The organism is Streptomyces diversicolor, assembly GCF_057537855.1.
In genome coordinates, this window is record NZ_BAAJXA010000015.1 from 181,514 (window position 1) to 205,673 (window position 24,160).

Annotated in this window: 25 protein-coding genes and 1 pseudogene; 16 read left to right on the forward strand and 10 right to left on the reverse strand. The window is 71.7% G+C overall.

Going from position 1 to position 24,160, the window contains the following annotated elements; genetic code table 11:
* Nucleotides 1-27 precede the first annotated feature (27 nt).
* Entirely contained in the window at nucleotides 28-1,185 is a 1,158-nt protein-coding gene (locus AC27LF_RS19830; RefSeq protein ID WP_479657405.1) for an acyl-CoA dehydrogenase family protein, read from the forward strand.
* Nucleotides 1,185-2,234, forward strand: a complete 1,050-nt coding sequence (locus tag AC27LF_RS19835) for a Zn-dependent alcohol dehydrogenase (RefSeq protein ID WP_479657404.1) — start codon at nucleotides 1,185-1,187, stop codon at nucleotides 2,232-2,234. Before AC27LF_RS19830 ends, AC27LF_RS19835 begins: the two co-directional genes overlap by 1 nt.
* On the opposite strand, the gene AC27LF_RS19840 is transcribed toward AC27LF_RS19835, so the two are convergent.
* On the reverse strand, nucleotides 2,156-3,232 hold the full coding sequence (locus AC27LF_RS19840) for a GlxA family transcriptional regulator (protein ID WP_479657403.1): 1,077 nt from the start codon (nucleotides 3,230-3,232) through the stop codon (nucleotides 2,156-2,158). The two genes, AC27LF_RS19835 and AC27LF_RS19840, sit on opposite strands and share 79 nt — an antisense overlap.
* Before the next feature lie 71 nt (nucleotides 3,233-3,303).
* Here AC27LF_RS19840 and AC27LF_RS19845 point away from each other — a divergent pair, with 71 nt between their 5' ends.
* Nucleotides 3,304-4,641, forward strand: a complete 1,338-nt coding sequence (locus AC27LF_RS19845) for an MFS transporter (RefSeq protein WP_479657402.1) — start codon at nucleotides 3,304-3,306, stop codon at nucleotides 4,639-4,641.
* Between the two features lie 145 nt (nucleotides 4,642-4,786).
* Here the strand turns inward: AC27LF_RS19845 and AC27LF_RS19850 are convergent, their stop codons facing one another.
* The 8 genes from AC27LF_RS19850 to AC27LF_RS19885 form a co-directional block, all read right to left on the reverse strand.
* The gene (locus AC27LF_RS19850; RefSeq protein WP_479657401.1) at nucleotides 4,787-5,464 is read right to left on the reverse strand and encodes a DUF1963 domain-containing protein; all 678 of its coding nucleotides are present in this window, start codon (nucleotides 5,462-5,464) and stop codon (nucleotides 4,787-4,789) included.
* A 120-nt stretch (nucleotides 5,465-5,584) separates the two neighbouring features.
* Complete coding sequence (locus AC27LF_RS19855) at nucleotides 5,585-6,184, reverse strand: flavin reductase family protein (RefSeq protein ID WP_479657400.1); 600 nt, start codon at nucleotides 6,182-6,184, stop codon at nucleotides 5,585-5,587.
* A 100-nt stretch (nucleotides 6,185-6,284) separates the two neighbouring features.
* On the reverse strand, nucleotides 6,285-7,049 hold the full coding sequence (locus AC27LF_RS19860) for an enoyl-CoA hydratase/isomerase family protein (RefSeq protein WP_479657399.1): 765 nt from the start codon (nucleotides 7,047-7,049) through the stop codon (nucleotides 6,285-6,287).
* 140 nt (nucleotides 7,050-7,189) lie between these two features.
* A complete protein-coding gene (locus AC27LF_RS19865; protein ID WP_479657398.1) occupies nucleotides 7,190-9,418 on the reverse strand; it encodes an acetate--CoA ligase family protein in 2,229 nt (742 codons plus the stop codon).
* A 396-nt stretch (nucleotides 9,419-9,814) separates the two neighbouring features.
* The gene (locus tag AC27LF_RS19870) at nucleotides 9,815-10,999 is read right to left on the reverse strand and encodes a flavin-containing monooxygenase (RefSeq protein ID WP_479657397.1); all 1,185 of its coding nucleotides are present in this window, start codon (nucleotides 10,997-10,999) and stop codon (nucleotides 9,815-9,817) included.
* 190 nt (nucleotides 11,000-11,189) lie between these two features.
* Nucleotides 11,190-11,279: a DUF397 domain-containing protein gene (locus tag AC27LF_RS19875; RefSeq protein WP_479657396.1), complete on the reverse strand. Its 90-nt coding sequence runs from the start codon at nucleotides 11,277-11,279 to the stop codon at nucleotides 11,190-11,192.
* A gap of 382 nt (nucleotides 11,280-11,661) precedes the next feature.
* On the reverse strand, nucleotides 11,662-12,201 hold the full coding sequence (locus AC27LF_RS19880) for a GNAT family N-acetyltransferase (protein WP_479657395.1): 540 nt from the start codon (nucleotides 12,199-12,201) through the stop codon (nucleotides 11,662-11,664).
* Nucleotides 12,186-13,445, reverse strand: a complete 1,260-nt coding sequence (locus AC27LF_RS19885; protein ID WP_479657394.1) for an NsdA family TPR-like regulatory protein — start codon at nucleotides 13,443-13,445, stop codon at nucleotides 12,186-12,188. The genes AC27LF_RS19880 and AC27LF_RS19885 overlap by 16 nt, the downstream gene beginning before the upstream one ends.
* Before the next feature lie 221 nt (nucleotides 13,446-13,666).
* Between AC27LF_RS19885 and AC27LF_RS19890 the strand changes: the two genes are divergently transcribed.
* The 13 genes and pseudogenes from AC27LF_RS19890 (at nucleotide 13,667) to AC27LF_RS19950 (ending at nucleotide 23,408) form a co-directional block, all read left to right on the forward strand.
* Nucleotides 13,667-14,149: an ATP-binding protein gene (locus AC27LF_RS19890; RefSeq protein WP_479657393.1), complete on the forward strand. Its 483-nt coding sequence runs from the start codon at nucleotides 13,667-13,669 to the stop codon at nucleotides 14,147-14,149.
* A 43-nt stretch (nucleotides 14,150-14,192) separates the two neighbouring features.
* The gene (locus AC27LF_RS19895) at nucleotides 14,193-14,417 is read left to right on the forward strand and encodes a hypothetical protein (RefSeq protein WP_479657392.1); all 225 of its coding nucleotides are present in this window, start codon (nucleotides 14,193-14,195) and stop codon (nucleotides 14,415-14,417) included.
* A gap of 218 nt (nucleotides 14,418-14,635) precedes the next feature.
* Complete coding sequence (locus AC27LF_RS19900) at nucleotides 14,636-15,661, forward strand: thymidylate synthase (RefSeq protein ID WP_479657391.1); 1,026 nt, start codon at nucleotides 14,636-14,638, stop codon at nucleotides 15,659-15,661.
* Complete coding sequence (locus AC27LF_RS19905) at nucleotides 15,658-16,713, forward strand: nucleoside-diphosphate kinase (RefSeq protein WP_479657390.1); 1,056 nt, start codon at nucleotides 15,658-15,660, stop codon at nucleotides 16,711-16,713. The genes AC27LF_RS19900 and AC27LF_RS19905 overlap by 4 nt, the downstream gene beginning before the upstream one ends.
* A 24-nt stretch (nucleotides 16,714-16,737) precedes the next feature.
* The gene (locus tag AC27LF_RS19910) at nucleotides 16,738-17,931 is read left to right on the forward strand and encodes a radical SAM protein (protein ID WP_479657389.1); all 1,194 of its coding nucleotides are present in this window, start codon (nucleotides 16,738-16,740) and stop codon (nucleotides 17,929-17,931) included.
* On the forward strand, nucleotides 17,928-18,530 hold the full coding sequence (locus tag AC27LF_RS19915) for a 3'-5' exonuclease (protein ID WP_479657388.1): 603 nt from the start codon (nucleotides 17,928-17,930) through the stop codon (nucleotides 18,528-18,530). Before AC27LF_RS19910 ends, AC27LF_RS19915 begins: the two co-directional genes overlap by 4 nt.
* A complete protein-coding gene (locus tag AC27LF_RS19920; protein WP_479657387.1) occupies nucleotides 18,527-19,123 on the forward strand; it encodes an AAA family ATPase in 597 nt (198 codons plus the stop codon). Before AC27LF_RS19915 ends, AC27LF_RS19920 begins: the two co-directional genes overlap by 4 nt.
* Nucleotides 19,120-19,899 (forward strand): aldo/keto reductase, encoded by a 780-nt coding sequence (locus AC27LF_RS19925; RefSeq protein ID WP_479657386.1) that lies wholly within the window; start codon nucleotides 19,120-19,122, stop codon nucleotides 19,897-19,899. The genes AC27LF_RS19920 and AC27LF_RS19925 overlap by 4 nt, the downstream gene beginning before the upstream one ends.
* 67 nt (nucleotides 19,900-19,966) lie before the next feature.
* Nucleotides 19,967-20,401 carry a hypothetical protein gene (locus AC27LF_RS19930; protein WP_479657385.1) on the forward strand — a complete coding sequence of 145 codons (435 nt, stop codon included), beginning with the start codon at nucleotides 19,967-19,969 and terminating at the stop codon, nucleotides 20,399-20,401.
* Between the two features lie 220 nt (nucleotides 20,402-20,621).
* Nucleotides 20,622-21,071, forward strand: a complete 450-nt coding sequence (locus AC27LF_RS19935; RefSeq protein ID WP_479657384.1) for a DoxX family protein — start codon at nucleotides 20,622-20,624, stop codon at nucleotides 21,069-21,071.
* Nucleotides 21,071-21,469, forward strand: coding sequence for a Zn-ribbon domain-containing OB-fold protein (locus AC27LF_RS19940; protein ID WP_479657383.1), 399 nt, complete (start codon nucleotides 21,071-21,073; stop codon nucleotides 21,467-21,469). The genes AC27LF_RS19935 and AC27LF_RS19940 overlap by 1 nt, the downstream gene beginning before the upstream one ends.
* A 190-nt stretch (nucleotides 21,470-21,659) precedes the next feature.
* A pseudogene (locus tag AC27LF_RS19945) lies at nucleotides 21,660-22,286 on the forward strand (GNAT family N-acetyltransferase); the annotation flags it as partial.
* Between the two features lie 150 nt (nucleotides 22,287-22,436).
* On the forward strand, nucleotides 22,437-23,408 hold the full coding sequence (locus AC27LF_RS19950; RefSeq protein WP_479657382.1) for a GNAT family N-acetyltransferase: 972 nt from the start codon (nucleotides 22,437-22,439) through the stop codon (nucleotides 23,406-23,408).
* A gap of 7 nt (nucleotides 23,409-23,415) precedes the next feature.
* On the opposite strand, the gene AC27LF_RS19955 is transcribed toward AC27LF_RS19950, so the two are convergent.
* Nucleotides 23,416-24,081, reverse strand: coding sequence for a pyridoxine/pyridoxamine 5'-phosphate oxidase (locus AC27LF_RS19955; protein ID WP_479657381.1), 666 nt, complete (start codon nucleotides 24,079-24,081; stop codon nucleotides 23,416-23,418).
* Between the last annotated feature and the right edge of the window lie 79 nt (nucleotides 24,082-24,160).

The following is a 24,160-nucleotide window of genomic DNA, read 5'->3' on the forward strand; positions in this document are numbered from 1 at the left end:
CACGGCCAAACCCCCGGAGGGCCCCGCATGGACTTCGGCCAAACGCCAGAGGACACCGCATTCCGCTCCGAGGCCCGCGCCTGGCTGGCCGCGCACGTCGGCGCCACCCAGAACCGCCGCTCCTGGGAACGCACGCTCGGCAAGGCCGGCTGGATAGGTCTGGGCTGGCCGGAGCCGGGCTACGGCAACCGCACCGCCGGCCTCACCCAGCAGGTCGCCTGGGCCGAGGAGTACGCCCGCTCGGGCGCGCCCCCACGCTCCGGGCACATCGGTGAGAACCTGCTCGCCCCCACCCTCATCGCCCACGGCACCGCTGAGCAGAAGGCCCGCTTCCTGCCGCCCGTCGCGGCCGGCGAGGAGCTGTGGTGCCAGGGCTACAGCGAACCCGGCGCGGGTTCCGACCTGGCCGGCGTGCGCACCGCCGCCGTACGCGAGCCGCACGGCTACCGTGTCAGCGGCCAGAAGATCTGGACCTCCCTCGCCCACGAGGCCGACTGGTGCTTCGTGCTGGCCCGTACCGACCCGGACTCCCGCCGGCACCACGGGCTCAGCTTCCTGCTCGTGCCCATGGACCAGCCGGGCCGGATCGAGGTCCGTCCGATCCGGCAGCTGACGGGCACGAGCGACTTCAACGAGGTCTTCTTCGACGGGGCGTACGCGCGCGTGGAGCACGTCGTCGGCGGGGAGGGCGCGGGCTGGCGGGTGGCGATGAGCCTGCTCGGCTTCGAACGCGGGGTGTCGACGCTCGCCCAGCAGATCGGCTTCGCGCAGGAGCTGGAGCAGGTCGTGCGCACGGCCGTGCGGACCGGCGCGGCAGCGGATCCGGTGCTGCGCGCCGGCCTGGTGCGGCAGTGGGCCGAACTGCGCACCATGCGCTGGAACGCGCTGCGCACCTTGGGCGGCGCCGACGACCCGGGCGCGCCCAGCGTGGCCAAGCTGCTGTGGGCGGGCTGGCACCAGCGGCTGGGCGAGCTGGCGGTGCGGGTACGGGGCGCGGCGGCCTCCGCGGGACCGGCGGACTGGTCCCCGCAGCAGCCGTACGCACTGGATCCGGCGCAGCACCTGTTCCTGTTCTCCCGGGCCGACACCATCTACGGCGGCTCCGACCAGGTCCAGCGCACCATCATCGCCGAGCGTGTGCTCGGCCTGCCGAGGGAGCCGAAGGGGTCGAGGGGAGTCGTGTGATGCGCGGTGTGGTGTTCGACGGTGAACGGGTGCGGGTCGTCGACGATCTGCGGGTGCGCGATCCGGGCCCGGGCGAGGTGCTGGTCGCGGTCGCCGCGGCCGGGCTGTGCCACAGCGATCTGTCGGTGGTGGACGGCACCATACCCTTCCCGGTTCCGGTGGTGCTGGGCCATGAGGGTGCGGGGGTGGTGGAGGCGGTCGGTATGGGCGTAACACATGTGGCGCCCGGCGACCATGTGGCGTTGTCCACGCTCGCGAACTGCGGTACCTGCGCGGACTGCGACCGCGGCCGGCCGACCATGTGCCGCCGGGCCATCGGCCGCCCGGGCCGGCCGTTCACCCGCGGTGGGGAGCCGCTGTTCCAGTTCGCGTCCAACTCGGCCTTCGCGGAACGCACGGTCGTCAAGGCGGTGCAGGCGGTCCGCATCCCGAGGGACGTCCCGCTGCCGTGCGCCGCGCTGATCGGCTGCGGGGTGCTGACCGGGGTGGGGGCCGTGCTCAACCGGGCCCGGGTGGAGCGCGGGGACAGCGTGCTGGTGATCGGCGCGGGCGGTGTCGGCCTGAACGTCATCCAGGGGGCCCGGATCGCGGGCGCGCTGCGGATCGTGGCGGTCGACGCCAATCCGGCGAAGGAGGCGGTGGCCCGGCGGTTCGGCGCGACCGACTTCCTGACCTCCGCGGACGCGGTGCGGGACGTGCTGCCGACCGGCGCGGACCACGCCTTCGAGTGCGTCGGCCGCACCGATCTGATCCGCCGGGCGGTCGACCTGCTGGACCGGCACGGGCAGGCGGTGCTGCTCGGGGTGCCGCCGGCCACGGCCGAGGCGTCCTTCCTGGTCTCCGCCATGTACCTGGACAAGTCGATCCTCGGCTGCCGCTACGGCTCCGCACGCCCGCAGCGCGACATCGCCCTGTACGCCGAGCTGTACCGCCAAGGGCGGCTGCTGCTGGACGAGTTGGTGACCGCGACCTACCCGGTCGAGGACTTCGACAGGGCGCGGGCTGACGCGGCGGCGGGACGGCTGGCCCGGGCGGTGCTGACCTTCTGACCGTCCGTCCGGCCGGCGGCGCGGAAAGTGCGCCGGTAGGCGGTGGGTGTGACGCCGAGCGCCGTCTGCAGATGCTGGCGCATCGACTGGGCCGTGCCGAAGCCCGCGTCCCGGGCCACCCGGTCGACGGGCAGGTCGGTGGACTCCAGCAGGTGCCGGGCGCGTTCGACGCGCTGCTGGGTGAGCCACTGGCCGGGGCTGACGCCGACCTCCTCGCGGAAGCGGCGGGTGAAGGTGCGTACCGACATGGCCTCCTGCTCGGCCAGGTCGCGCAGCTGGATCGGCTCGTGGAGGCGGTCCAGCGCCCAGGCGCGGGCGGCGGTCGTGGTGGCCAGCTGCGGGTCCGGCACCGGCCGGTGGATGTACTGGGCCTGGCCGCCGTCGCGGTACGGCGGTACGACCGTGCGGCGGGCCACCTCGTTGGCGACGGCGGTGCCGTGGTCGCGGCGTACGAGGTGCAGGCACAGGTCGATCCCGGCGGCGACCCCCGCCGAGGTCAGCACGTCGCCGTCGTCGATGAACAGCACGTCGGCGTCCACCTTGATCTTCGGGAACATCCGCTGGAACCGTTCCGCGTCGGCCCAGTGCGTGGTCGCCGGGCGGCCGTCGAGGCGTCCGGCGGCGGCGAGGACGTACACGCCGGTGCAGATGGAGGCGAGCCGGGTGCCGGGGCGGATCCGGGCGAGCGCGGCGGCCAGTTCCTCGCCGAGTACGCCCCGCTCGTAGGCGGGGCCCAGTTCGTAGGAGGCCGGGACGATGACGGTGTCGGCGGTGGCCAGGGCCTGCGGGCCGTGCGCGACGTGGATGGCGAAGTCGGCGTCCGTCTCCACCGGTCCGGGCGGGCGGACCGAGCAGGTGACGACCTCGTACAGGTGCCGCCCGCGGGCGTCCCTGGGGCGGCCGAAGATCCGGTGCGGGATGCCCAGCTCGAAGGGGAGCAGGCCGTCCAGCGCGAGGACGACGACGCGGTGCGGGCGGAAGTCCGGCTCTGCGGTCATGGCCCGATCCTAACGAACGCTGTCCTTCGGGCCACTCGCCGGAGGCGCCGCGGCACCGGAAGCTCTATGACGTGACTCAGACAAGCGATGCAGCGGCGGCCGTCCGGCGGCGGCGTAAGCCCCGGCCGACGCGTCCGTGGCGGGGCCGCCGCACGGCGGTGCACCGCGCGTGGTTCGTCGCCGCCGTCACCTTCGTCACGATCATCGGCGCGGCGGCCTTCCGGTCGCTGCCCGGCCTGCTCATCGACCCGTTGCACCAGGAGTACGGCTGGTCGCGCGGCACGATCGGGGCGGCGGTCTCCATCAACCTCGCGCTGTACGGGCTGACCGCGCCGTTCGCCGCCGCGCTGATGGACCGCTTCGGCATCCGCAGGGTGGTCGCCGTCGCGCTGACCGTGATCGCGCTGGGCTCGGGCCTGACCGTGTGGATGACCGCGGCCTGGCAACTGCTGCTGTGCTGGGGCCTGCTGGTCGGGCTCGGCTCCGGCTCCATGGCCCTCGCCTTCGCCGCGACCGTCACCAACCGCTGGTTCACCGAGCGCCGCGGACTGGTCACCGGCATCCTCACCGCCGCCTCCGCATCCGGACAGCTGATCTTCCTGCCGGTGCTGTCCTGGACCGTCGAGACGTACGACTGGCGTCCGGCCGCCGTGACGGTCGCCCTCGCCGCCCTCGCGGTCGTCCCGTTCGTGTGGCTGCTGCTGCGCGACCACCCGGCCGACGTGGGCCTCAAGCCGTACGGCGCACCGGAGTCCGTGCCCAAGCCGGCCCCCGTCACCGGCGCCGCCCGGCGCACCCTGACCGTGCTGGCCTCCGCCGCCCGCACCGGGCCCTTCTGGCTGCTCGCCGGCACCTTCGCGATCTGCGGGGCCTCCACCAACGGCCTGATCCAGACCCACTTCGTGCCCGCCGCCCACGACCACGGCATGCCCATCACGGCGGCGGCCTCGCTGCTCGCGGTCATCGGCGTGTTCGACGTGGTCGGCACGATCGCCTCCGGCTGGTTCACCGACCGCTTCGAGCCGCGCCGCCTGCTCGCCGTGTACTACGCCCTGCGCGGGATATCCCTGCTCTTCCTGCCCATGCTGCTCGGGCCGGGCATCCACCCGCCGATGATCTTCTTCATCGTCTTCTACGGCCTCGACTGGGTCGCCACCGTGCCGCCCACCCTCGCCCTGTGCCGCGAGCAGTACGGCACGGACAGCGCCATCGTCTTCGGCTGGGTACTCGCCTCCCACCAGGTCGGCGCGGCCCTCGTCGCCTACCTGGGCGGCGTCTCCCGCGACGTCTTCGGCTCCTACGACATGATCTGGTACGCCTCCGGCACCCTGTGCGCCGCAGCGGCCCTCATGGCCCTGCTCATCCGCCGCCATCAGCCGACCCTCACCCGACCGCTCCGGGCCGCCTGAGCGCTCCGCCAGCTGGGCCGCGTTGTGCCGCCGGTCGTCTGCGGCTCCGTTGTGGCTGGTCGCGCCGTTCCCCGCGCCCCTTCGGGGCGCTGTCGAACCGCAGCGGACTTCACCGGGCCTGCTCAGGCAGGGGCCGGGATTTCGGTCAGGTGTCTTGTACGAGCAGTCGGCCCTGCTTGGCGTCCGGTGAGACGAACGCGAACGCTGTGGGCGCGGCGCCGAGATTGAGGTGGAACGGCTGGAAGTTTGGGTTCAGCTGCAAGGCCAGGTTCCAGGGGCCGCCGTCGGGCCAGTCATCGCCTTGGAAGAACGCGGGAGTTCCGCCGATCTTGTCGCCGCTGATCCGCTCCCAGTATTGATCCTGATCGTCGGGCGGCAGCCTCCCGTGGTCGTGCCCAGGGCGGAAGTCGGGGTCCTCGTCCGGCCGGAGCCGGACGGTGTACTCGGCCTCGGACCCGTCCTCGACGTGGTACAGGGTGGGCCCGGTGGCCATCGGGAGCGTTGAACCACCGTAGACACCGCCCGGCTGCACGATGACCGCGTTCGCGCCCTCGTCGGGGTACATGATGTCGGGGTCGAAGAACGTCTCGTCGCCGTGCTCCGCGTGAGTCACGAAGATGTACGCCAGCTTGCCCCGACCCACGTCGCCGAGGACTGCCCCGAGGTCGATCTGGCAGATGAAGCGCATCGGCTCGTCCCACGCCTCGTTGACCGGCCACTGCGGCTCGGAGAGCCACACCGGCCGGCCCCCGAACTTGGTGACCGGGGCGGTGATCGGCACTTCGGCGGGAAGGAACGCCTCGATCCTCAGCGTGGGAACCATGAGCACTCTCCTCGTCGTGCCGGTCCGGGACGCGAGGGTGTCTCCTCGGACCGGATCGCTGACGTGACGATACGTCACCTTCGGACTGGAGCGCCGGCGCGTACGGAGAGAGGCGCCCGGCTAGAGGAAGCGGCCCCGGTGGAAGAGCAGGGGTGGGGGGTTCTGGGCCGGGGTGCCCAAGGTGGTCACCCGGCCCACCACGATCAGATGGTCGCCGCCCGTGTGCACCGCGTGGATCGTGCAGTCGATCCACGCGGCGGCGCCGGCCAGCCGGGGGGAGCCGGTGACCGGTGCCGCGTCATGGGGGACGTCCGTGAACTTGTCCGCGCCGCTCACCGCGAAGGCGCGGCACAGGTCGGCCTGGTCCGCGGCGAGGACGTTGACGCAGAAGACGCCCGCGCGGGCGATGCGCGGCCAGGTCGTCGACGTACGGGCCACCATGAACGCGACCAGCGGGGGATCGAGGGAGAGGGAGGAGAAGGACTGGCAGGCGAAGCCGGCCGGGGAGGTCTCGCCCTCGGCGGCCGGTGCCGTGATCACCGTCACGCCGGTCGCGAAGTGCCCGAGCACCCGGCGGAACTCCGCCCGGTCCACCGGCGCCCGCTCGTCCTCGCGGACGCACCGCAGATCCGGGCGCGGCAGCGGCTCGACGGGGCCGGGGGAGCCCGGCACGGACCTGAGGTAACGGACGGCGACGGCCGCCATCCCTGCGTGTCCCATCACACCGTCCATTGAAGCTGACGCATCGTCAGATAGGAAGGCCCGAGGCCGGAAAGAGGCGGTTCTGGAAGCCGGCTGCGGTGTTCAGCCGGCGCGGAGGTCAGCGCCCCTTGAACTCGGTGTCCCGGCGCTCGCCGAAGGCCGCCAGACCCTCCCGGGCGTCCTGGGTGGTCATGTTGATCTCCTGGGCCGTCGCCTCGGCGCTGAACGCGGTGGCCCGGTCGGCGTCGAGGGAGGCGTTGACGAGCTGCTTGGTGAGCGCGAGCGCCCGCGTCGGCCCGGCGGCCAGCCGCTCCGCCCAGAGCCCCGCCGTCTTCGCCAACTCTCCGTCCGGTACGACCCGGTTGACGAGCCCCAGCCGCTCCGCGTCCGCCGCGCACAGGGCGTCGCCGAAGAACATCAGCTCCTTGGCGCGCTGCGGCCCGACCAGCCGGGGCAGGAGATAGGCGCCGCCGCCGTCCGGCACCAGACCGCGCCGTACGAACACCTCGATGAAACGGGCCGATTCGGCGGCCAGGACCAGATCGCAGGCGAGCGCCAGATGCGCGCCGAGACCGGCCGCCGTGCCGTTCACCGCGGCCAGTACCGGCTTCTCACAGTCCAGCACGGCCGCGATCAGCCGCTGCGCCCCGAGCCGCAGCATCCGCGCCACGTCACCGGCGACCCGCTCGCCCCCCGCCGCACCGCCCCGCAGGTCCGCCCCCGCGCAGAAGCCGCGCCCGGTCCCGGTGAGCAGCACGGCCCGTACGCCCGGGTCGGCGGACGCCTGCGCCAGCAGCGCGATGACGCGCTCGCGCAGCTCGGGGGTGAGGGCGTTCAGCGCCTCGGGCCGGTCGAGCGTGATACGCGAGACGCGGTCGCGCACGTCATGCCGTAACCCCGCGCCCGCGCCCGTGCCCGTGCCCGCGCTCGCGCCCGTGCCCGTCACCGCGCTCGCGCCCGTCCCCGTTCCCGCGCCCGTCCCCGTTCCCGTGCCACCGGACGCCCCCGCCTGTGCCTCCCCGGTCACCGGCACACCGCCAGTGCGTCCAGGGCCACCGCGCCCTGTCCCTGCGGCAGCACCATCAGCGGGTTGATGTCCAGCTCGGCCAGTTCGCCGCCGAGTTCCAGGGCCATGCGCTGCACCCGCAGGACCACTTCGACGAGCGCGTCGAGATCGGCCGGCGGACGCCCCCGCACCCCGTCGAGCAGGGCCCGCCCGCGCAGGTCGCCGAGCATGTCCCGGGCCTGCTCCTCGCCGAACGGCGGCACCCGTACGGCCGTGTCCCGCAACACCTCGACCAGGACCCCGCCGAGCCCCACGGTCACGGTCGGTCCGAACAGGTCGTCGTGGGTGACGCCGACGACCATCTCCACGCCCCGCTCGACCATCTGGCACACCAGGACGCCGTCCAGTGCGACCTCCTCGTAGCGCGCGGTGTCGGTCAACTCGCGGTAGGCGTCCCGCACCTGGCTCGCCGAGGTCAGCCCGATCCGCACGAGGCCCAGCTCGGTCTTGTGCGCGATCCGCGTCCCGGACGCCTTCATCACCACCGGATAGCCGACCTGCGCGGCCGCCCGCACGGCGCCCGCCGCGCTGCTCACCAGCTGCTCGCGCGGCACCCGGATGCCGTAGGCGCGCAGCAGCTGCTTCGCCGCGTGCTCGCTGAGCTGCTGCCCCGGCCGCAGCAGCGCCCGCGCCTTGCGGAACGAGGGCGAGGGGGAGCGCGGCGCCTCGTCGAAGGGGGAGCGGTAGGCGTGTACGAAGCGGTGGTGGTCGAGGTAGGCGCGGACCGCGGTGAGGCAGTTGCCGACCGTGCGGAAGGTGGCCACCCGGGAGGAGCCGAGCAGGACCTCGCGGTAGGCGGGCTCGGTGCCCACCGGCGACCCCCACACCACGCACACCAGCTTGTCGGTGGTCTCCGCCGCGTCCACCAGGTCCCGTACGAGACGGTCGCTCAGCGGCGGGAACGGCCCGGTGATCGGGCAGATGAGCACCCCCACCTCGGGGTCGGCGAGGATCGCGTCGATGATCTTACGGCCGCGCTCGTCGCCGACGGGATGGCCGCCGTTGTCGACCGGGTTGGCCACGCTCAGGTACTCCGGTATCCACCGGTGCAGCTCCGCCTGCCGGCCGGCGGACAGCTCCGGCAGCCGGAGTCCCGCCCAGGCCGCCAGGTCGGCGACGTGCGCGCCGGTGCCGCCGGAGATCGAGTAGACGACGACACCGTCGGCGCGCGGGGGCCGGGCCCGGGCCAACAGGGCCGCGGTGTCCTGGAGTTCGTCGAGGCCGTCGACCCGGATCACCCCGTACTGTCGCATGGCCGCGTCGACCACGTCGTCCGCTCCGGTCAGCTTGCCGGTGTGCGAGGCGGCGGTGCGGGACCCCGCCTGCGTGCGGCCCACCTTGACCGCGACGACCGGCACCCGGCGCCGGGCGGCCCGGTCAGCGGCCAGCAGGAAGGAGCGGCCGTCCTTGAGACCCTCCACGTAGCAGGCGATGGCCCCGACCTCGGGGCGCCCGGCGAAGTAGGAGATGAAGTCGGCGGTCTCCAGGTCGGCCTCGTTGCCGGTGGGCGCCCAGTGGGAGAGCCGGACGCCCAGTTCCTGGAGGGCGAAGACCGGGCGCCCCTGGTGCCCGGACTGGGTGATGAGCGCGATCGCGGGCCCCTGGAGGTCGTCCCGGAACCGTTCGAAGGCGTTGAGGTTGGTGTTCGGACCGAGCAGCCGCAGCCCGGAGTCCCGTACGGCGGCGGCGAGTTCGGCCTGTGCCACGGCGCCCGCCGCGCCGGTCTCCGCGAAGCCGGAGGCGAAGGCGACCGCGAACCGCGCCTTGGCGTCCGCGAGTTCAGCGATCAGCGGCAGGGGGTCGGCGACCAGCAGCACCGCGAGGTCGACGGGTTCGGGCAGGTCGGCGACACGGGCGGCGCAGGGGACGCCGAAGACGGCGGGCCGGGTCGGATGCACCGGGTGCACCCGTGCGCCGACCCGTTCCGCCCAGGTCATCAGCTGCCGGGTGATGCCGGTGTTGGGCCGGCCCTCGGTGTCCGAGGCGCCGACCACGGCGACGGACCGGGGCCGGAAGAAGCGGTCCAGGTCCGGTACGTCCGCGGTCAGCGGCCGGCCGCTGACGTCGAGGTCGTCCACGTCGGCCGTACGGCCGTGGACGGCGGCCCCGGGGCGCTGCTCGCCGCAGGCGATGATCCGGGCCCGGCGGGAGTCGGTGGTGAGGGTGCCGTGGGTCGATCCAAGCATCGTTCCGCCCGCTCCTGTGTGACAGCACAATTAACTGACGCTGTGTCAGATTAACTGAACTGACGCAGCGTCAGGAACGCCTGTGCAGGCAAAGCCACACGGCTGCCGTCGGCTTGGCGCCTGCCGTGCCGGCTTGCGTCGCGTTCGCCGCGCCGGCCGCGCCACGTTTGCGGTGCTGTCGGTGCTGTCGGTGCCGTCGGTGCCGTCCGCGTCCGTGCCGCCCGTGCTGTTCGTGTCGCGTTCGCCGTGCCCCGCGCGTCGCGCCGCCCGTGCCTAGGGCTTCCCTGTCGGGCGCCTCAAGCTGTCCGTGCCCGCCGCCTCACGCTGCTCGTGGCGCCCGGCTCGCGCCGGCTGTGTTTGCCGAGTCGTGTGCCGCAGGCTCTTCGTTCCGCTGCCTCAATGGGGCCGTGCCGGGCGTGTTGCGATCTTCTTCGCTATCTTCTCGGCGTCGCGTGCCAGTTCGCGGAGCATGCCGCTGATGGGGTTGGTGAAGCCGGTGAAGTACAGGCCGGGGGCGTTCTTCGGGGTGTGACCGCCGTGCACGACCGGCCTGCCGCGCGCGTCGAGTACGTCGAGATGGCCGACCAGGCCCTCCAGGGCCCGCGCGTACCCGGTGGCGGCGATCACGGCGTCGGGCGCCAGCCGGCCGCCGTCGGCGAGGGCCACCTTCCCGCCCTCGAAGCCCTCGACGGCGGCCACGACCTCCACCCGGCCCGACCGTACGGCGTCGACGAGGCCCACGTCCTGCACCGGGATCGCCCCCGCGGTGACCCTGCTGTACAGCCCGGTCTCCGGTCGCGGCAGTCCGTACGCGGACAGGTCGGGCACGCTCATCCTGGCCACCGGCCGGGCGAGCCGGTCGACGAGCGCGACGGGCAGGCGCCGTACCAGTACGGCCGAGTACTGGGCGGGCCACCCCGCGGTGGACCGCCGCACGATGTGCGGGGCGGTGCGCACGGACAGCCGCACCCGGGAGGCGCCCCCTTCCACCAGGTCCACGGCGATCTCCGCGCCGGTGTTGCCCACGCCGACGACGAGCACGTCACGCCCGGCGTACGGCGCGGGGTTGCGGTACTCGCCGGCGTGCAGGAACGTGCCCGGGTACGTGTCGCGCCCCGGCCAGTCGGGCACGTACGGGGTGTGGTTGTACCCGGTGGCGACGACCACCGCGCTGCCGGTCAGCTCCCGGCCACCGGAGGCGCGCAGCAGCCAGCCCGTGCCGTCGGCCGGCCGCTCGACGCGGTGCACCTCGACCCCGGTGACGATCTCCAGTGCGTGGAACTCGGCGTACTTCTCCAGGTACCGCACCATGTCGTCGCGTGCCACCCAGCGTCCGAACCGGCGCGGGATCGGCAGTCCGGGCAGCGCCGACAGGCGGCGGGTGGTGTGCAGTCGGAGCCGGTCGTAGTGGTGCCGCCAGGACGCCCCGACCCGGTCGGCCTTCTCCAGGACGACGGCCCGTACGCCCCGGGCGCGCAGCGCGTGCGCGGCGGCCAGGCCGCCGGGTCCGGCGCCGATCACGTAGACGGGGCGGTCGGCGGGTGTCGTGGGGTGCGGCGCGGAGGCGCGGGAGACGGCCATGAGCGCGAGCGTAATCACGCCCCTCGTTGATGGGTCTCGGTCAAGACCGGAATTGGTTGCGGATTGATCACGGGTGTGGCGGGAGTGGTCGGAGTCTGTGATGTGCCGCACTCAGATGTGGGCGAATCCCGGTACCCGGGCGAGTGGTTCGTGGCGAGCTCGCCGTTGCTGACGCTCGTGACAAAGGCGATCAAGGAGCTTCGCGGGAGGTCGGAGCGGGGCCCTGCGTGTCCTTCGAGTCGCGCACTCCGATCTCCGTGGGGAGTTCAGCGGCCTCCATGTAGTTGTTGCCGGTGCCGTCGCTGTACGAGGACTTGTACCAGGCCGACTCCGGGGCGATGTCAGGCCCGGCGCTACGGTGATCGCGTTCTTATCTGTACGGCTGCTGGCTGCGTCGCTTCGGTAAGCTGCTGCGCCCCCGCTCGGGGAATGCGAGCGCGGGCGTTGCGTGTCATGCGGCAGGCTCGACATCATCTCGCGTGAGCTCGGCCCAGAGGTCGAGCAGCCGCCGGTACTCCACGGCGCGGCTGGGGCCGGCGGGTTGTCCCATGAGGTGTCGGATCCGGTCGTTGACGTCATCGGGGGCCGGCGGCACCTGGCCGTAAGGCCGGGGAGGACTGGGCATACCTGCACTGTGCGGGTGACCACTGACAAATGGTGGATCAGGCTGCGGGCTTGAGTTCCTTGAGCATCACGGCGTACAGCGGAGAGTCCGGGAACGGCTGACGCTCACCGACCTTCCGGTATCCCCAGCCCTCGTAGAGTGCCTGCAAGCGTGGGCGTTTGGTGTCGACGGTGAGCACGGCCAGGGCCTCTGGCCGGTCGGCGAGCAGTGCGGCATGCAGCTGCTCCCCGAGACCCTGTTTGCGCCACTTCGGCCTGAGCATGAGTTCGGAGACGGAGAAGGTGGAGGTATCGGCCGGCTCCTCGTCCAGGTACTCACGCCACCATTCGCGGCCAGGTTCGCCGGGCGCCCCGTAGGTGAACCCGACGGGTTCACCATCCTCGTAGGCGACCACGCACGTGAACCCTTCCCGGCCGCCCCAGTGGTCCACGAACCAGGGGAACCGCTGCACGAACTCCTCATGGCGCCTGTCGGCATAGGCATCGGCGTGAACGTCCAGCAGGGTTTGCCGGATGTTGGGAAGGTCGGCGTGGCCGTAGCGGCGTAGGTGAACTGCCGTGGTCAACGGGCGCTCCATTCGGATCGGTAACGGTCGGCCCACTCCTGTGCCACCTTGGCGGACGGTGCACGGGTGAGAAGGTCACGATAGAAGTCGCCAAGCAGGACCCGGAGACGGCCAGGCAGCGGGCTGCCGGACATCAGGTTGAAGACCCCCTCTGTGGACGCGCAGGCCTGCTCGGCGTCGCCTTGGTGGAGCTGGGCGACGGCGAGGTGGACCGTGGCCATCGCCCGGTTGCGCCGGTACTCCTTGGGAAGGGAGGCAAGAGCCCGGTACGAGGAGGCCTCAGCGTCGGCCGGCTTTCCCAGCCGCTCGCGGACGATCGCGGCCAAGGCATGGAGCTCTGCGGGTCCGTAGAACGCAACCCAGCCCGGCCGCGGCTGCTGCTGCGCCTTGTTCAGGGCCTCTTCGGCGTATCCGAGAGAGCGAATAGCTGCTTGCTGGTCCCTGCGATGGGCGTGGCCGACGGCGGCTCGGGCGTGAGCTAGGGAGCCGAACAGCGGATCATGGCGGGTGATCGTGGTGGACTGTGCGGCTTGAGCGGCGGCAACGCTTTCGCCGATGTCGCCGCGCTGGTGAGCGAGGATGGCGGTGGAGTTCCATACCCGCATCTGTGCCAGGGGGTCCTGTGCCATCCCGGCGAGGCGGAGCGCCTCGTTGAGGTGGGTCTGTGCGCGGTCGAGCTGGCGGGCGTCGATGCAGGACCAGGCGGCCATGGCGGTGTAGTCGGCGGCGACACTGAACAGGCGTTGTCTGATGCGCTGCGTTGCAGCCTTGCCTTGAAGAGTCACGGCTTCGCTTGCGCCGGCGAGAGCCTTGCGTTCGAGATCAGTGTGTCCGCCCCGGCTCTGGTCCAGAGCGGTCAGGCCGTCCATGCCCTTGCGGAGCCGGATCACGTCCGAGGTGCCGACGCTGGATGGTCGCGCGGAAACGAGGGGTATCGCGACGGCGGCGGCGGTGCCTCCGGCGCTGGCCAGGAAGCGTCGGCGGATCACGTCGGGGTCCTCCTGCGGCGGTGCTGGCGATCCTGGCGGGTAGAACCCAAGGGTCTCGATGGTGCACCGGAATACTGCCTCCAAGGCGTTGCGCTTCGCACGGTGAGGCCAGGTGGTATTTCCGGTCAGCCACGTCCGTACGGTGCGGTCTCCTACGCTGTCCCGCTCGCCTGCGGCCAGTAACTCAGCGTTGACAGCTTGGGCCAACTCCGTTTGCTGAAAGCCCCGTTCGGCCATCGCGATCTTGAGACGGACATTTCCGGTCACCTACTCACCGTAGCTCTGCGGTGATGCTCGGTGAATCTGGCGACCGGAAATTTCCGGTCGGCTGCGACCATCAACCCCGCTGTTTTTCCTGCCCTTTACGGGCTCCTTCCCGTTGAACTGGACACGCATCGCGCCGGCTGCCATCTCCGGCCGGTGCAACGGGCTCGTCCCCTACCCGTGAGGGGCGGGCCCCCTGGGTAGGCAACCACCGAGGGGCAGCGATGACGACGACAGCTGTACGTGCCTTCCGCGCGTCCCCCTACCGTTGCGGCGACGTGCTGAACGAGTGCCTTCGTGTCACTCCCCGTTGCGGCGACGACGAGCCCCGCGCCGAGGACGCGGTCCGCGTCGGCATCATGCGCCGGATTGCGGCCGCCCGCCTCAGGTACTGCCGTCTTGAGGCGCTGCACGACGAGGTGATGCTGATCGTCTCGGAGCTCCTTACGAACGCACTCCTGCACAGCGGTACCACGCAGATCACGCTGAGCATCAGCGTCGAGGAAGACGGCATCCTGCGGATCTCTGTGGGCGACGGCATGCCGGGCGCCGCCATCTCCCAGCAAGTGGACGATGGCGCAGAGTCCGGGCGGGGGCTGGCAATGGTCGAGCACGTGGTCAAGGAGAACGGCGGGGACTGGGGCACCAGCGACGACGGCGCGACCACCTGGTGCCGGCTCAATCTCCTGGCTGGGGAGACGTCATGACGGCCGTGTCCACCGTCCCGCAGCGCTGGACGCGCCGGCGCCGGTGTGGACGCCGCCTCTCGATCCCGAAGCGCTTCAGCCGGTTCTGGCGAAGGTCCGCCGGTGGCAGCCGTTCGACGGTGACGCATTCCTCGACGACGTCGGTGAGGTGCTGGACGACTCCATACCGTCCGAGGAGCAGGTGGACGAGCTTGCGCAGCGCTACGAACCCGCCCTGGTCGGGCCGGGCATACCCCGCCGTCGCCGCAGAGCGACCACCGGGGTGTAGAGGTCGTGTACTCCCGCCATGGCCTCGGCGAGGGACTGCGCCGCGAGCACGAACCGCTCCCGCCGGCCCAGGCCGCCCTCGCGTCAGTGGCCTGACCGAACGCGGCTCGGGTAACGGCAGCCGCCCAGCACGGTCCGGTCGGGGCCCGTCGGTGGGCCCGGCCGGACACCAGGAAGACACCGCGTGATCATCCCGTTTCCAGACCTGGAGAGTGTGCCTTGCTCACAGCACCCACCTTCCGCAGCATCGAAGACGCCTACATCGCCTTGCTGGAGCATGCAACCAACGAACCCGCGCAGCGCATTGACGCACGCGGCAATGCGGCGCTTGAAGTGCTCGGAGCCAGTTTCAAGCTGCCCAACCCCAGGCAGCGCCTGCCCTTCCTGGCCGAGCGCAAGGTCAACCCGGTCTTTCAGTTCGCTGAAGCACTCTGGTACCTCGCCGGCCGCCGCGACCTGGAGATGATCGGCTACTACGCGCCATCCATGCAGGCCAGCAGCGCCGACGGAGCCAACCTTGGGGGATCTGCGTACGGCTACACGCTGTTCACCCCCGCCGACGGCGAGAAGCAGTCCCTCTTCGAGCAGGTCGTGGAGCTGCTGCGGAACGAGCCTGACAGCAAGCGCGGATACCTGCCCGTGTTCTCCGCGAAGGAACTCGCCGACCGAGCCAATCCGGACGTCGCGTGTCTGGCCGGTCTGCATCTGCTGGCCCGCGGAGGCCGCCTGCACATGGTGTGCAACATGCGCGCCAACGATCTGGACTGTGGCCTGCTCAGCGACGTGTTCTCCTTCACGCTGATCCAGGAGTTCGCCGCCATCCAACTCGGCCTGCGACTCGGCACGTACATCCACACCATCGGTTCCGCGCACGTCAACGACGCCAACGCCGACCGGGTTCGCCGCGTCCTCGACGAGGCAGCGACCCGCTCCGCACCGACCAGCTTCCCCTTCCCTGCGATGCCCCAGACCACAAATGCGAACACCATCGCCGACGTCTTGCGGCACGAAGAGGCACTGCGGACGAACCGACTCCGCTACAGCGCCGAGCAGGTTCAGTGCCTTGACCTGGAACCGTACTGGCAGCAGGTCGTGATCTTGTTCGAGCTGTACCGGCAGATGCAGCACGACAAGACCGAGTCCGTCGACCCCGTCCTCCTGGCCGCACTCGACCCGGGCCTGCGCTGGCTCATGAAGCACAAGTGGCCTGCCTGCAATGTGGCCGCCAGCGGGAGCGCGCAGTGAGCGCCGTCGGCAAGCCGGTGGGCGGCGCCGTCGTAGACGGTGTGGACTTCGACCGCTGGGCGGTCGTCCTGTGCAAGCCGGACGCCGTGGTGCGGGGCCTGGTCTCCCGCATCCTGGACATGATCGCGGCGGCAGGCATCACCGTCTCGGGCCGCATGGACGTGGTTGCGCAGCCTTGGCAAGCGCACGTTGCCTATCGGGACATGCTCGCCGACACCGGCGGCCGTAACCTCAGCGATCTGCCGTCCTACATCGACGCCGCCTATGTGGGACAGACCGTCACCGTCGCTCTGGCGCATGGTGAGCCCGGTGTGCACGCCCGGCTGCGGCAGCTCATCGGCCACACCGACCCCACCCGGGCGGTGCCCGGCACGATCCGGGGCGACCTCGGCGACGACAGCACGGCCGCCGCGGCATCGGAGAAACGGCTCGTGCGCAACCTGGTCCACACCTCCGACGACCCGGCCGGCGCCCGCCGCGAGTTCGGCACCTGGTACGGGCCTGGTATCCGCCTGCGAGTGTCCGACTTCGACCGCTGCTCGGTCGTCCTGTGCAAGCCGGACGCCGTGGTGCGGGGCCTGGTCGACGCCGTGCTCGACCGGATCGCCGCTGCCGGCGCCACGATCGCCAACCGGAGAGACGTCACCGTGCAGCCGTGGCAGGCCCACGTGCACTACTGGGATCTCCTGGTCGACGCCGACTGGTTCCCCGACCGGGACATTCCCGCCTGCCTGGACGACGCGTACGCGGGCAAGCAGGTCACCATCGCCCTCGCATACGGCGAGCCGGGCATTCACGGGCGCCTGCGGCAGCTCATCGGGCACTTCGACCCCACCCACGCCGCCGCCGGCACCATCCGCGGCGACCTCGGCAACGACAGTCTCGCCGCCGCTCTCGAACACAAACGCCTCGTGCACAACCTGGTGCACACCTCCGACGACCCGGACGCGGCCCGCCGTGACTTCGGCACCTGGTACGGCGCCCACCGCCGCGCGCTGCTCACCTCCCCGTCGGCCGGCGTGCCCCTCCAGACCACGCGCACCCACCGCTGACCGTCTTCCTGCCCTGGAGGCCCCATGTCCGCTCCCGCCATACCGCGCCGCCGCCTGCTGCCCCTCCTGAGCGCCGAACAGATCAGCGCGCTCAACCCCGGTCTCGCCGACGTGATCGAGTACCGCAAGTCGGGCCTGTCGCTGAACCACATCGTCGGCTGCCCGCTGGAGTGCGGCTACTGCGTCCGGCACCTGTTCGACAACTTCGAGATGAAGACGCCGCGGCGCCTGACGAGCGACGAAGCCGCCGTCGCCCAACTGGTCGGCCACCCGTACTTCCGGCCGCACAAGACGCCGATCCAGGTGTTCAACCGGGCCACCGACCCGATGCTGCCGGTGGTCAAGCCCCACACGTTCGAGGTGCTGCGGCTGCTCGACGGGCAGGGTCTGACCAACCACGTCCTCGTCATCACCCGGTGGCGGGTGAGCGCGGAGGACTGCGCCGTCCTGAATTCCTTCGCGAACCTGCGGCTGACGGTCCTCGTCACCCACTCCGGGATCGACCATCCGCAGATCGAGCCCGTCGACTCGGCGTACGCCGCCGACAGCCTGCGCATGCTGTACGAGCACGCCGAGAACTACCGGACCGTTCTGTACTGGCGGCCGATCGTGCCCGGCCTCAACGACTCCGACGAGCACATCGAGCGGGCCCGCGAGTTGTCCCTGCACGCGCACGCCACGGTCTTCACGGGCCTGTTCTTCCGCGACGAGATCAAGGCGTACTACGAGAGCCACGGCCTGCCCACGCCCTACGACAACACGGCCCGGCGCAAGATCATGCCTGAGCAGGCGGAGCAGCGGATCCTGGACGCCTTCGACCTGGCCGAGCACCCGGGCGGGGCCGAGTGGGGGACGCTGTTCCGCAAGACCAGCTGCGGCGTCGCCCACGCCTGGGGCGAGGCCGACTACAACGGCCACTACGGCGTCAAGGAACTGTGCGACATCTGCCCGCCCGAGCAGATCGCCCTGTGCAAGAAGGCATGGATCAAGCCGGAGTTGGACGACGTCGTGCGCGAGGCACGCGCCCTAGGAGCCGTCGGCGACATCGAGGTCAACGACCGTGCCATCGTCGTGGAGGGACTGGATGAGCCACCCCGCTACTACCTGCAGCACGGGTTCGGCTACCAGTGCCACGACCGCACCAAGCCACACCACTACCGCCAGCACGGCCGGGCCCCCATCGGCTGGGAGGCGGGGGACGGACCCGAAACGCCATGAACTTCGCCACCTGGCCCGCGCTGCTCGTCGTCGACGTCGAAGGCAACGGCACCAACCCGCCCGACCTCGTCGAAGTCGCCGCGCTGCCCATCCGCGACGGGCGCCCTGACAAGAGCACCGCGGGCTGGTGGCTGACCCGCCCGAACCGCCCCGTCACCCCCTTCGCCGCCCGGGTGCACGGCCTGACCAACGATGCCCTGGCCGACAAGCCGGCCTGGGCCGAAGTCGCGGACCAGGTGCGCGCCTTCCTGGGCAACGCCTGGATCTGCGCGCACAACGCGCACACCGACTACCGCGTGCTCAGCGCGCACCTGCCCGGCTGGGAGCCCGCCGGCGTCCTGGACACGCTCCGACTGGCCAGGAACGCCTTCCCCGACCTCGGCAAGTACAGCCTGGACAAGCTGATCGAGCACGTGCAGCCCGACCTGCGCGAAGCCCCTGGCGCCCGGCATCGGGCCACGTTCGACGCCTTCACCACGGCGCAGCTGCTCATCGCCATGGCCTCCCGCTACGACACCTGGGACCGGCTGGTCGCCGCGGCCGTGCCGCCTGGCCTGCCCGGTGTCGCCCGACCAGAACAGGATCCGACCCTGTGGTGACCACCTTCCAGCCCATCCGGATCGGCGTGCTCGGCACCCACTCGACGGGCAAGACGACGCTCCTGAAGCGCATAGAGATGGAGTTGCGCGGCCACGGCCTCACTGTGGCGCGCACCGGGCAGCTCGGCAAGCGCGCCGCCGCGGCCGGCCTGCCGAAGATGCAGCGTCACACCGCTCTGTCCACCGAGTGGATCATCGGCCAGGGCATTCTGGACGAGACCACCGCTGCCGCTCAGGGCGCCGAAGTGATTCTCATCGACCGCGCCGCCCACGACGCCATCGCCTACTTCGAGGCCGCGATGGCGTTCCGGGCCGAGACCCCGCCCCGGCTCGAACGCGAACGCCTGCTGACCCTCGCCTCCACGCAGCTCCCCACATACAACCTGCTGTTCGCGACCGTGCTCGACGAGAGCGTGCCCGTCGATACCAGCCACGACTACGACGCCACCTTCCGGCGTCTCGTCGACGACCGCGTACACCGTCTCCTGGCCAACGACGTCATCCCTCACCAGCGGGTGACCAGCGACCCCGAAAGCCAGGCCCACGCCGTTGATGTCGCCGTCCAGCGTTGCCTGAAGGAGGAGTTCGTATGATGCCCGCGCCGCCCGCCGGCAGCATCACCATCGCCGGGAAGATTGTCTCCCGGCTCGGTTTCGGCACCATGCGCCTGACCAGCCCCGGCACGTGGGGTGACCCGGACGACCGCGACACCGCCCTCAGCGTGCTGCGCCGGGCCGTGCACACCCACGGCATCAGCCACATCGACACCGCTGACGCCTACGGCCCTCACACCGTCGAACACCTCATCCGTGAAGCGTTGTACCCCTACCCCGAACACGTGCTGATCGCCACGAAGGTCGGCATGGTCCGCCCCGCCCCCGGCCAGTGGAAGCCACTCGGCAACCCGTTCTACCTGCGGGCATGCGTCGAAGCGAGCTTGCGCCGCCTGAAGATGGAGCGGCTGGAGCTGTGCTACCTGCACCGCATCGACCAGGATGTGCCACTCGACGACCAGATCGCCGTCCTTCAGTCCCTGCAGGACGAGGGGAAGATCGGGCACATCGGCCTGTCGAAGGTCACGCCCGAAGACATCCGCAGAGTGATCAAGGACCAGCCCGTCGCCGCGGTGCAGAACGCCCTCAACATCACCGACCGCAAAGACCCCGCAGTGGAGTTCTGCCGGGAGCTGGACATCCCTTACGTGGCCTACCGGCCACTCGACGCCGGCGCCCTGGCCCGAGTCCGCGGGCCGCAGGCCCCATTGACCTGGCTCCTGAACCACGGGCCCCGCATCGCGCCCATCCCGGGCACCGGTCACCCTCGCCACCTGGACGAGATTGTGACAGCCGTACAGAGCAGTACAGCTTGATATGCCGGCTGCCACTGCCGCTACGCCCGTAAGACGTCGCGCTGCCTATGAGAACTGGCGGCCACCGGTGGTTGGCGTCGCGCTGTTGCTCCCCATCGGTGCCGACCGTCTTGCCGTCGCCGACTTGAGCGGAACGCTCATGCTGCCGGTGGGGGGTGTGCTCGACGGACAGACTCCAGAGGACGCAGCGCACCGCGTGCTTTCCGGGCCTGAGCTGTGGTCCTTACGCCGCGTCGTGGTGGACTCGGTTCAGACACGACGCAGGAAGATCATCACGCACGTCCTGGCAGCACCGTCCGTGACCAGCGAAGTGGTGACCACGCTGGTTTACCGCGATCCCCGAGCCACGATACGCACCGTCCCCACCTCGCAGTTCCTGAACGAGGCGTGGCCGATGACGCGGCTGCGGGTCCTGGCAGGACTGCGGGCGCTCGCTACCGGCGTAGCCGTCCACATCGAAGACGGCAAGGCACGGGGAGTGCCAACGCCATCTGCCACCTGAGCCTGCTGTGCCATCCCGGCGGGCGCCACTCAGCGAACCTCCTGGGCGCTCGCGCGTGAAGCCGACTGCGGCACGCTGGGCGCATATCGCCCGTGTGGCCGTCTGCGGCATCGGATACGGCGGCCTCACCGGCTGCGCGGCCTTGCGTGAGCGCTCGGTGTCCGCTGAACTAGCTGAACTGACATACCGTCAGATTCGAAGCGGCGGGCGGGGAGGGTCCATGGACACGATCTGGCTCAGCGGTGCCGAGTGGCTGGCGGTGCTGCGCGTCGGGCTCGGGCTGTGGTGGCTGGAGAGCTGGCGGCACAAGGACCGGACGGCATGGCTGCGGCGCGGCACCGGCATCACCTGGGCCGCGGACATCGCGGCGAAACACCGCTGGGCGCTGGTCCGCTCCGGCTTCGACACCGTGGTGAAACCCCGGCCGAGGACGATGGCGTACGTCGTCCTGTACGCGGAACTCGCCCTCGGCGTCGGCCTGGTGCTGGGCTTTCTGACCCCGCTCGCGCTGGCCTGCGGGGCGCTGCTGAACCTCGTCTACCTCGTCCTCATGATCCACGACTGGGCCGAGCAGGGACAGAACTCGATGATGGCGCTCATCTCGGTCGTCGGGCTGTTCGGCATGGCGTGGCAGACGTGGTCCCTCGACGCCGCGCTCGGGTGGTTCTGATGCGCCCGGAAGGCTTCGACCGGCCGGAGACCGACGCCTTCACCCGGCCGTACTGGGACGCGGCGGCCGACGGCCGGCTCCTGCTGCGCCGCTGCCGGGCCTGCGGCCGGGCGCACCACTACCCGCGGGAGTTCTGCCCGCACTGCTGGAGCGAGGACGTCGAGTGGGAGCGGGCGAGCGGTCGGGCGACGCTCTACACCTGGTCCGTGGTGCACCGCAACGACCTGCCGCCCTTCCACGAGCGCACGCCGTACGTGGCCGCCGTCGTGGACCTCGCGGAGGGGCCGCGGATGATGACGGAGGTGGTGGACTGCGACGCGGCGGCCCTCCGGGCGGGGGCGGATCTGACGGTGACGTTCCGCGCGGGCGTGCCGGTGTTCCGCCCCAGGCCGGATTGACCGACCCCGTCTGCGAAGCCCTCCGGGGGTGCCGCGGTGCGGTGTCGTTGTCGTGTGCGGCGCCGTCGTGGCTGGTCGCTCCCCCAAGTTCTCGGCTTCGCTCGAACAGGGGGGACCCCCATCGCGGCGGAGCCGCACATCGATACAGTCCCGCGCCCCTGTGGGGCGCGGGCGGGTTTCAATGGGTGTCATGGCACCGACGCACGAACAGCACTCAGGCCCCGTCCGTACCCCCGACCCGCTTCCCGTTCCTCCCGATCCGGAGCCGTGCGGTCACGGTCTGCGGCTGCGGCTGTGGGACGCGGAGTCGGAGGCCGACGTGGTGGCCTGGCACCGCGGCCGGTCGGATCCCGACTTCCGGCGCTGGAACACCCCGCTGCGCATCGCCTCCGACCTCGAAGGCGCACGCGCATCGCTGCGCGCGCAGATGCAGAGCGCGGCCGACGGCTCCTGCGTGCCCTTCCTCGTCATGGACGCGGCCACGGGCGCGACGCTCGGCCATGTCGCCGTCAACGCGATCGAGCACGCCCTGCGCCTGGCCCGCGTCGGCTACTGGGTGCTGCCCGAGGCGCGCGGGCGGCGGGTCGCCACCCGGGCGCTCGCCGTCGCCTCCCGCTGGGCGTTCACGGAACTGGGGATGCACCGACTGGAACTCGGCCATGCGCTCGGCCACGAAGCGTCGTGCCGGGTCGCGCAGAAGTGCGGCTTCCCGTACGAGGGGACGCTGCGGGACGCGATGTTCGCGGCGGAACGGCACGACGCGTTCCGGGACGTGCATCTGCACGCCCGGCTCGCCACGGACGCGGAGCCCGACCTCGACCCGCCACCCGGAACCGAGATCAAGACCGGGATCGGGACTGGAACCGAGCCCGGAACCGGGACGGGGACTGGAACCGAGACCGGGACTGGAACCGGGACCGGGGCGGGTGCGGTGCCGGGGTCGCAGGGCGCCTCGGCATCATGAGGCATGCCCTGTGACCGCACCTGGTACCTGACCGAAGACCTCGGCGACTTCCTCGCCCGGGCCGGGGACTTCCTGCGCTCCCGCCCGACCCTGCACACGGTGCCCCTGACGGTGGCCGACACCCTGCGCACCCGCGGACCACACGTCTACGGCGCGCGGAACCCGCTGTACGGCGTGCTCGGCGACGACACCGGCGGGGTGCGGGCGGCCCTGCTGCACACGCCCCCGCATCCGGTGAACCTGACACCGCTCGCCCCCGGGGAGGCCGAGGAGCTGGCGGCCCGACTGCTCGCGCGCGGGCACGTCGTACCGGGGGTGTCGGCCGAACGGGAAACGGCCGCAGCGTTCGCGGCGGCCTGGCACCGCACGACGGGCGGCCAGCATCGCACGGCGGGCGGCCACCCCGCCGACGGCCAGAGGCAAAGGCTGTACCGACTGGGCGAGTTGACGGCACCTGAGCCGTCGCCGCCGGGCCGGGCGAGGCCGGCGACGACGTCGCAGCCGACGGTCCTCGTCGCGCCGGCGGAGTCCCGGCCGTCGCCGCCGGGCCGGGCGAGGGTGGCCGGGCCGCCGGACGGGGAGCTGGTGCGGCGCTGGTACGAGGAGTTCAGCGCGGCGGTCGGCCGGCCCGCCTCCGCGGCCTTCGCCGCCGACTGGGCCGACAGCCGCATCGCGCACGGCGGCGTCACCGTCTGGGAGATCCCCGACGGCACTCCCGTCGCCCTGGCCGCCGTCACCCCGAAGATCGCGGGACAGATCCGGGTGACCACCGTGTACACCCCGGCCCACCTGCGCGGACGCGGCTACGCGGGGGCGGTCACCGCGACGGTGAGCTGGGCGGCACGGCAAGCGGGCGCCCAGGAGGTCCTGCTGTTCACGGACCTCGCCAACCCGACGAGCAACGGCCTGTACCAGAGGATCGGATACCGGCCCGTCGCCGACTTCGCGGTGTACGGGTTCGCCACGGACGGGTAGCCGGGGCCTACGGCCACAGCAGTTCCCGCGCCCAGCGCCCTTCCCGGTGCGTGTACGCGAGGCGTACGTGGCGGCGGTCCGCGTCCCCCTGGAAGAACTCGACCTCCGCCGGGCGGAGCCGGTACAGCGTCCAGGTCGGTGCCGGCGCCGTCGGATCCTCCCGGGCCCGCCGCCAGGCGGCGTCCGACGCGCGCCGCAGCTCCTGCGGCGACGCCAGCACCTCGCTCTGGCGGCCGGTGAGCGCCGCGGCCAGCGCCCCCGTCGAACGCGCGTGCAGGTCCGCCTGGCCCTGTTCCGGCGGGGCCGGCGCGACCGGCCCGCGCACCCGGACCTGGCGGCCCAGCACCGGCCAGTAGAAGGCGAGGGCCGCGTACGGCCGTTCGGCCAGCTGGCGGCCCTTGCGGCTGGTGGCGTGCGTGGCGAACGACCAGCCCGCCGCGTCCGCGCCGTGCAGCATCACGATCCGCACGTCCGGCCTGCCGTCCGGGTCCGCGGTCGCCAGCGACATCGTGTGCGGCTCGGGCTGACCGGCCGCGACCGCCTCCGCGAACCACGTCGTGAACAGGGGCAGAGGGGTGTCGGGGGCGGTGGCCGGGTCGAAGGGCGGCAGCCGCGTGACCGCCGGGTCCCACACCCGCAGCGACCGCAGCAGCTCGTGGAGATCGGTTCCCATGGGCCCGAGTATGGCCCGGCCGTCGTTCCGGCCGCCCGCACGGCCGCGCGAGCAGGGCACCGTACGACAGGTCGTGCGG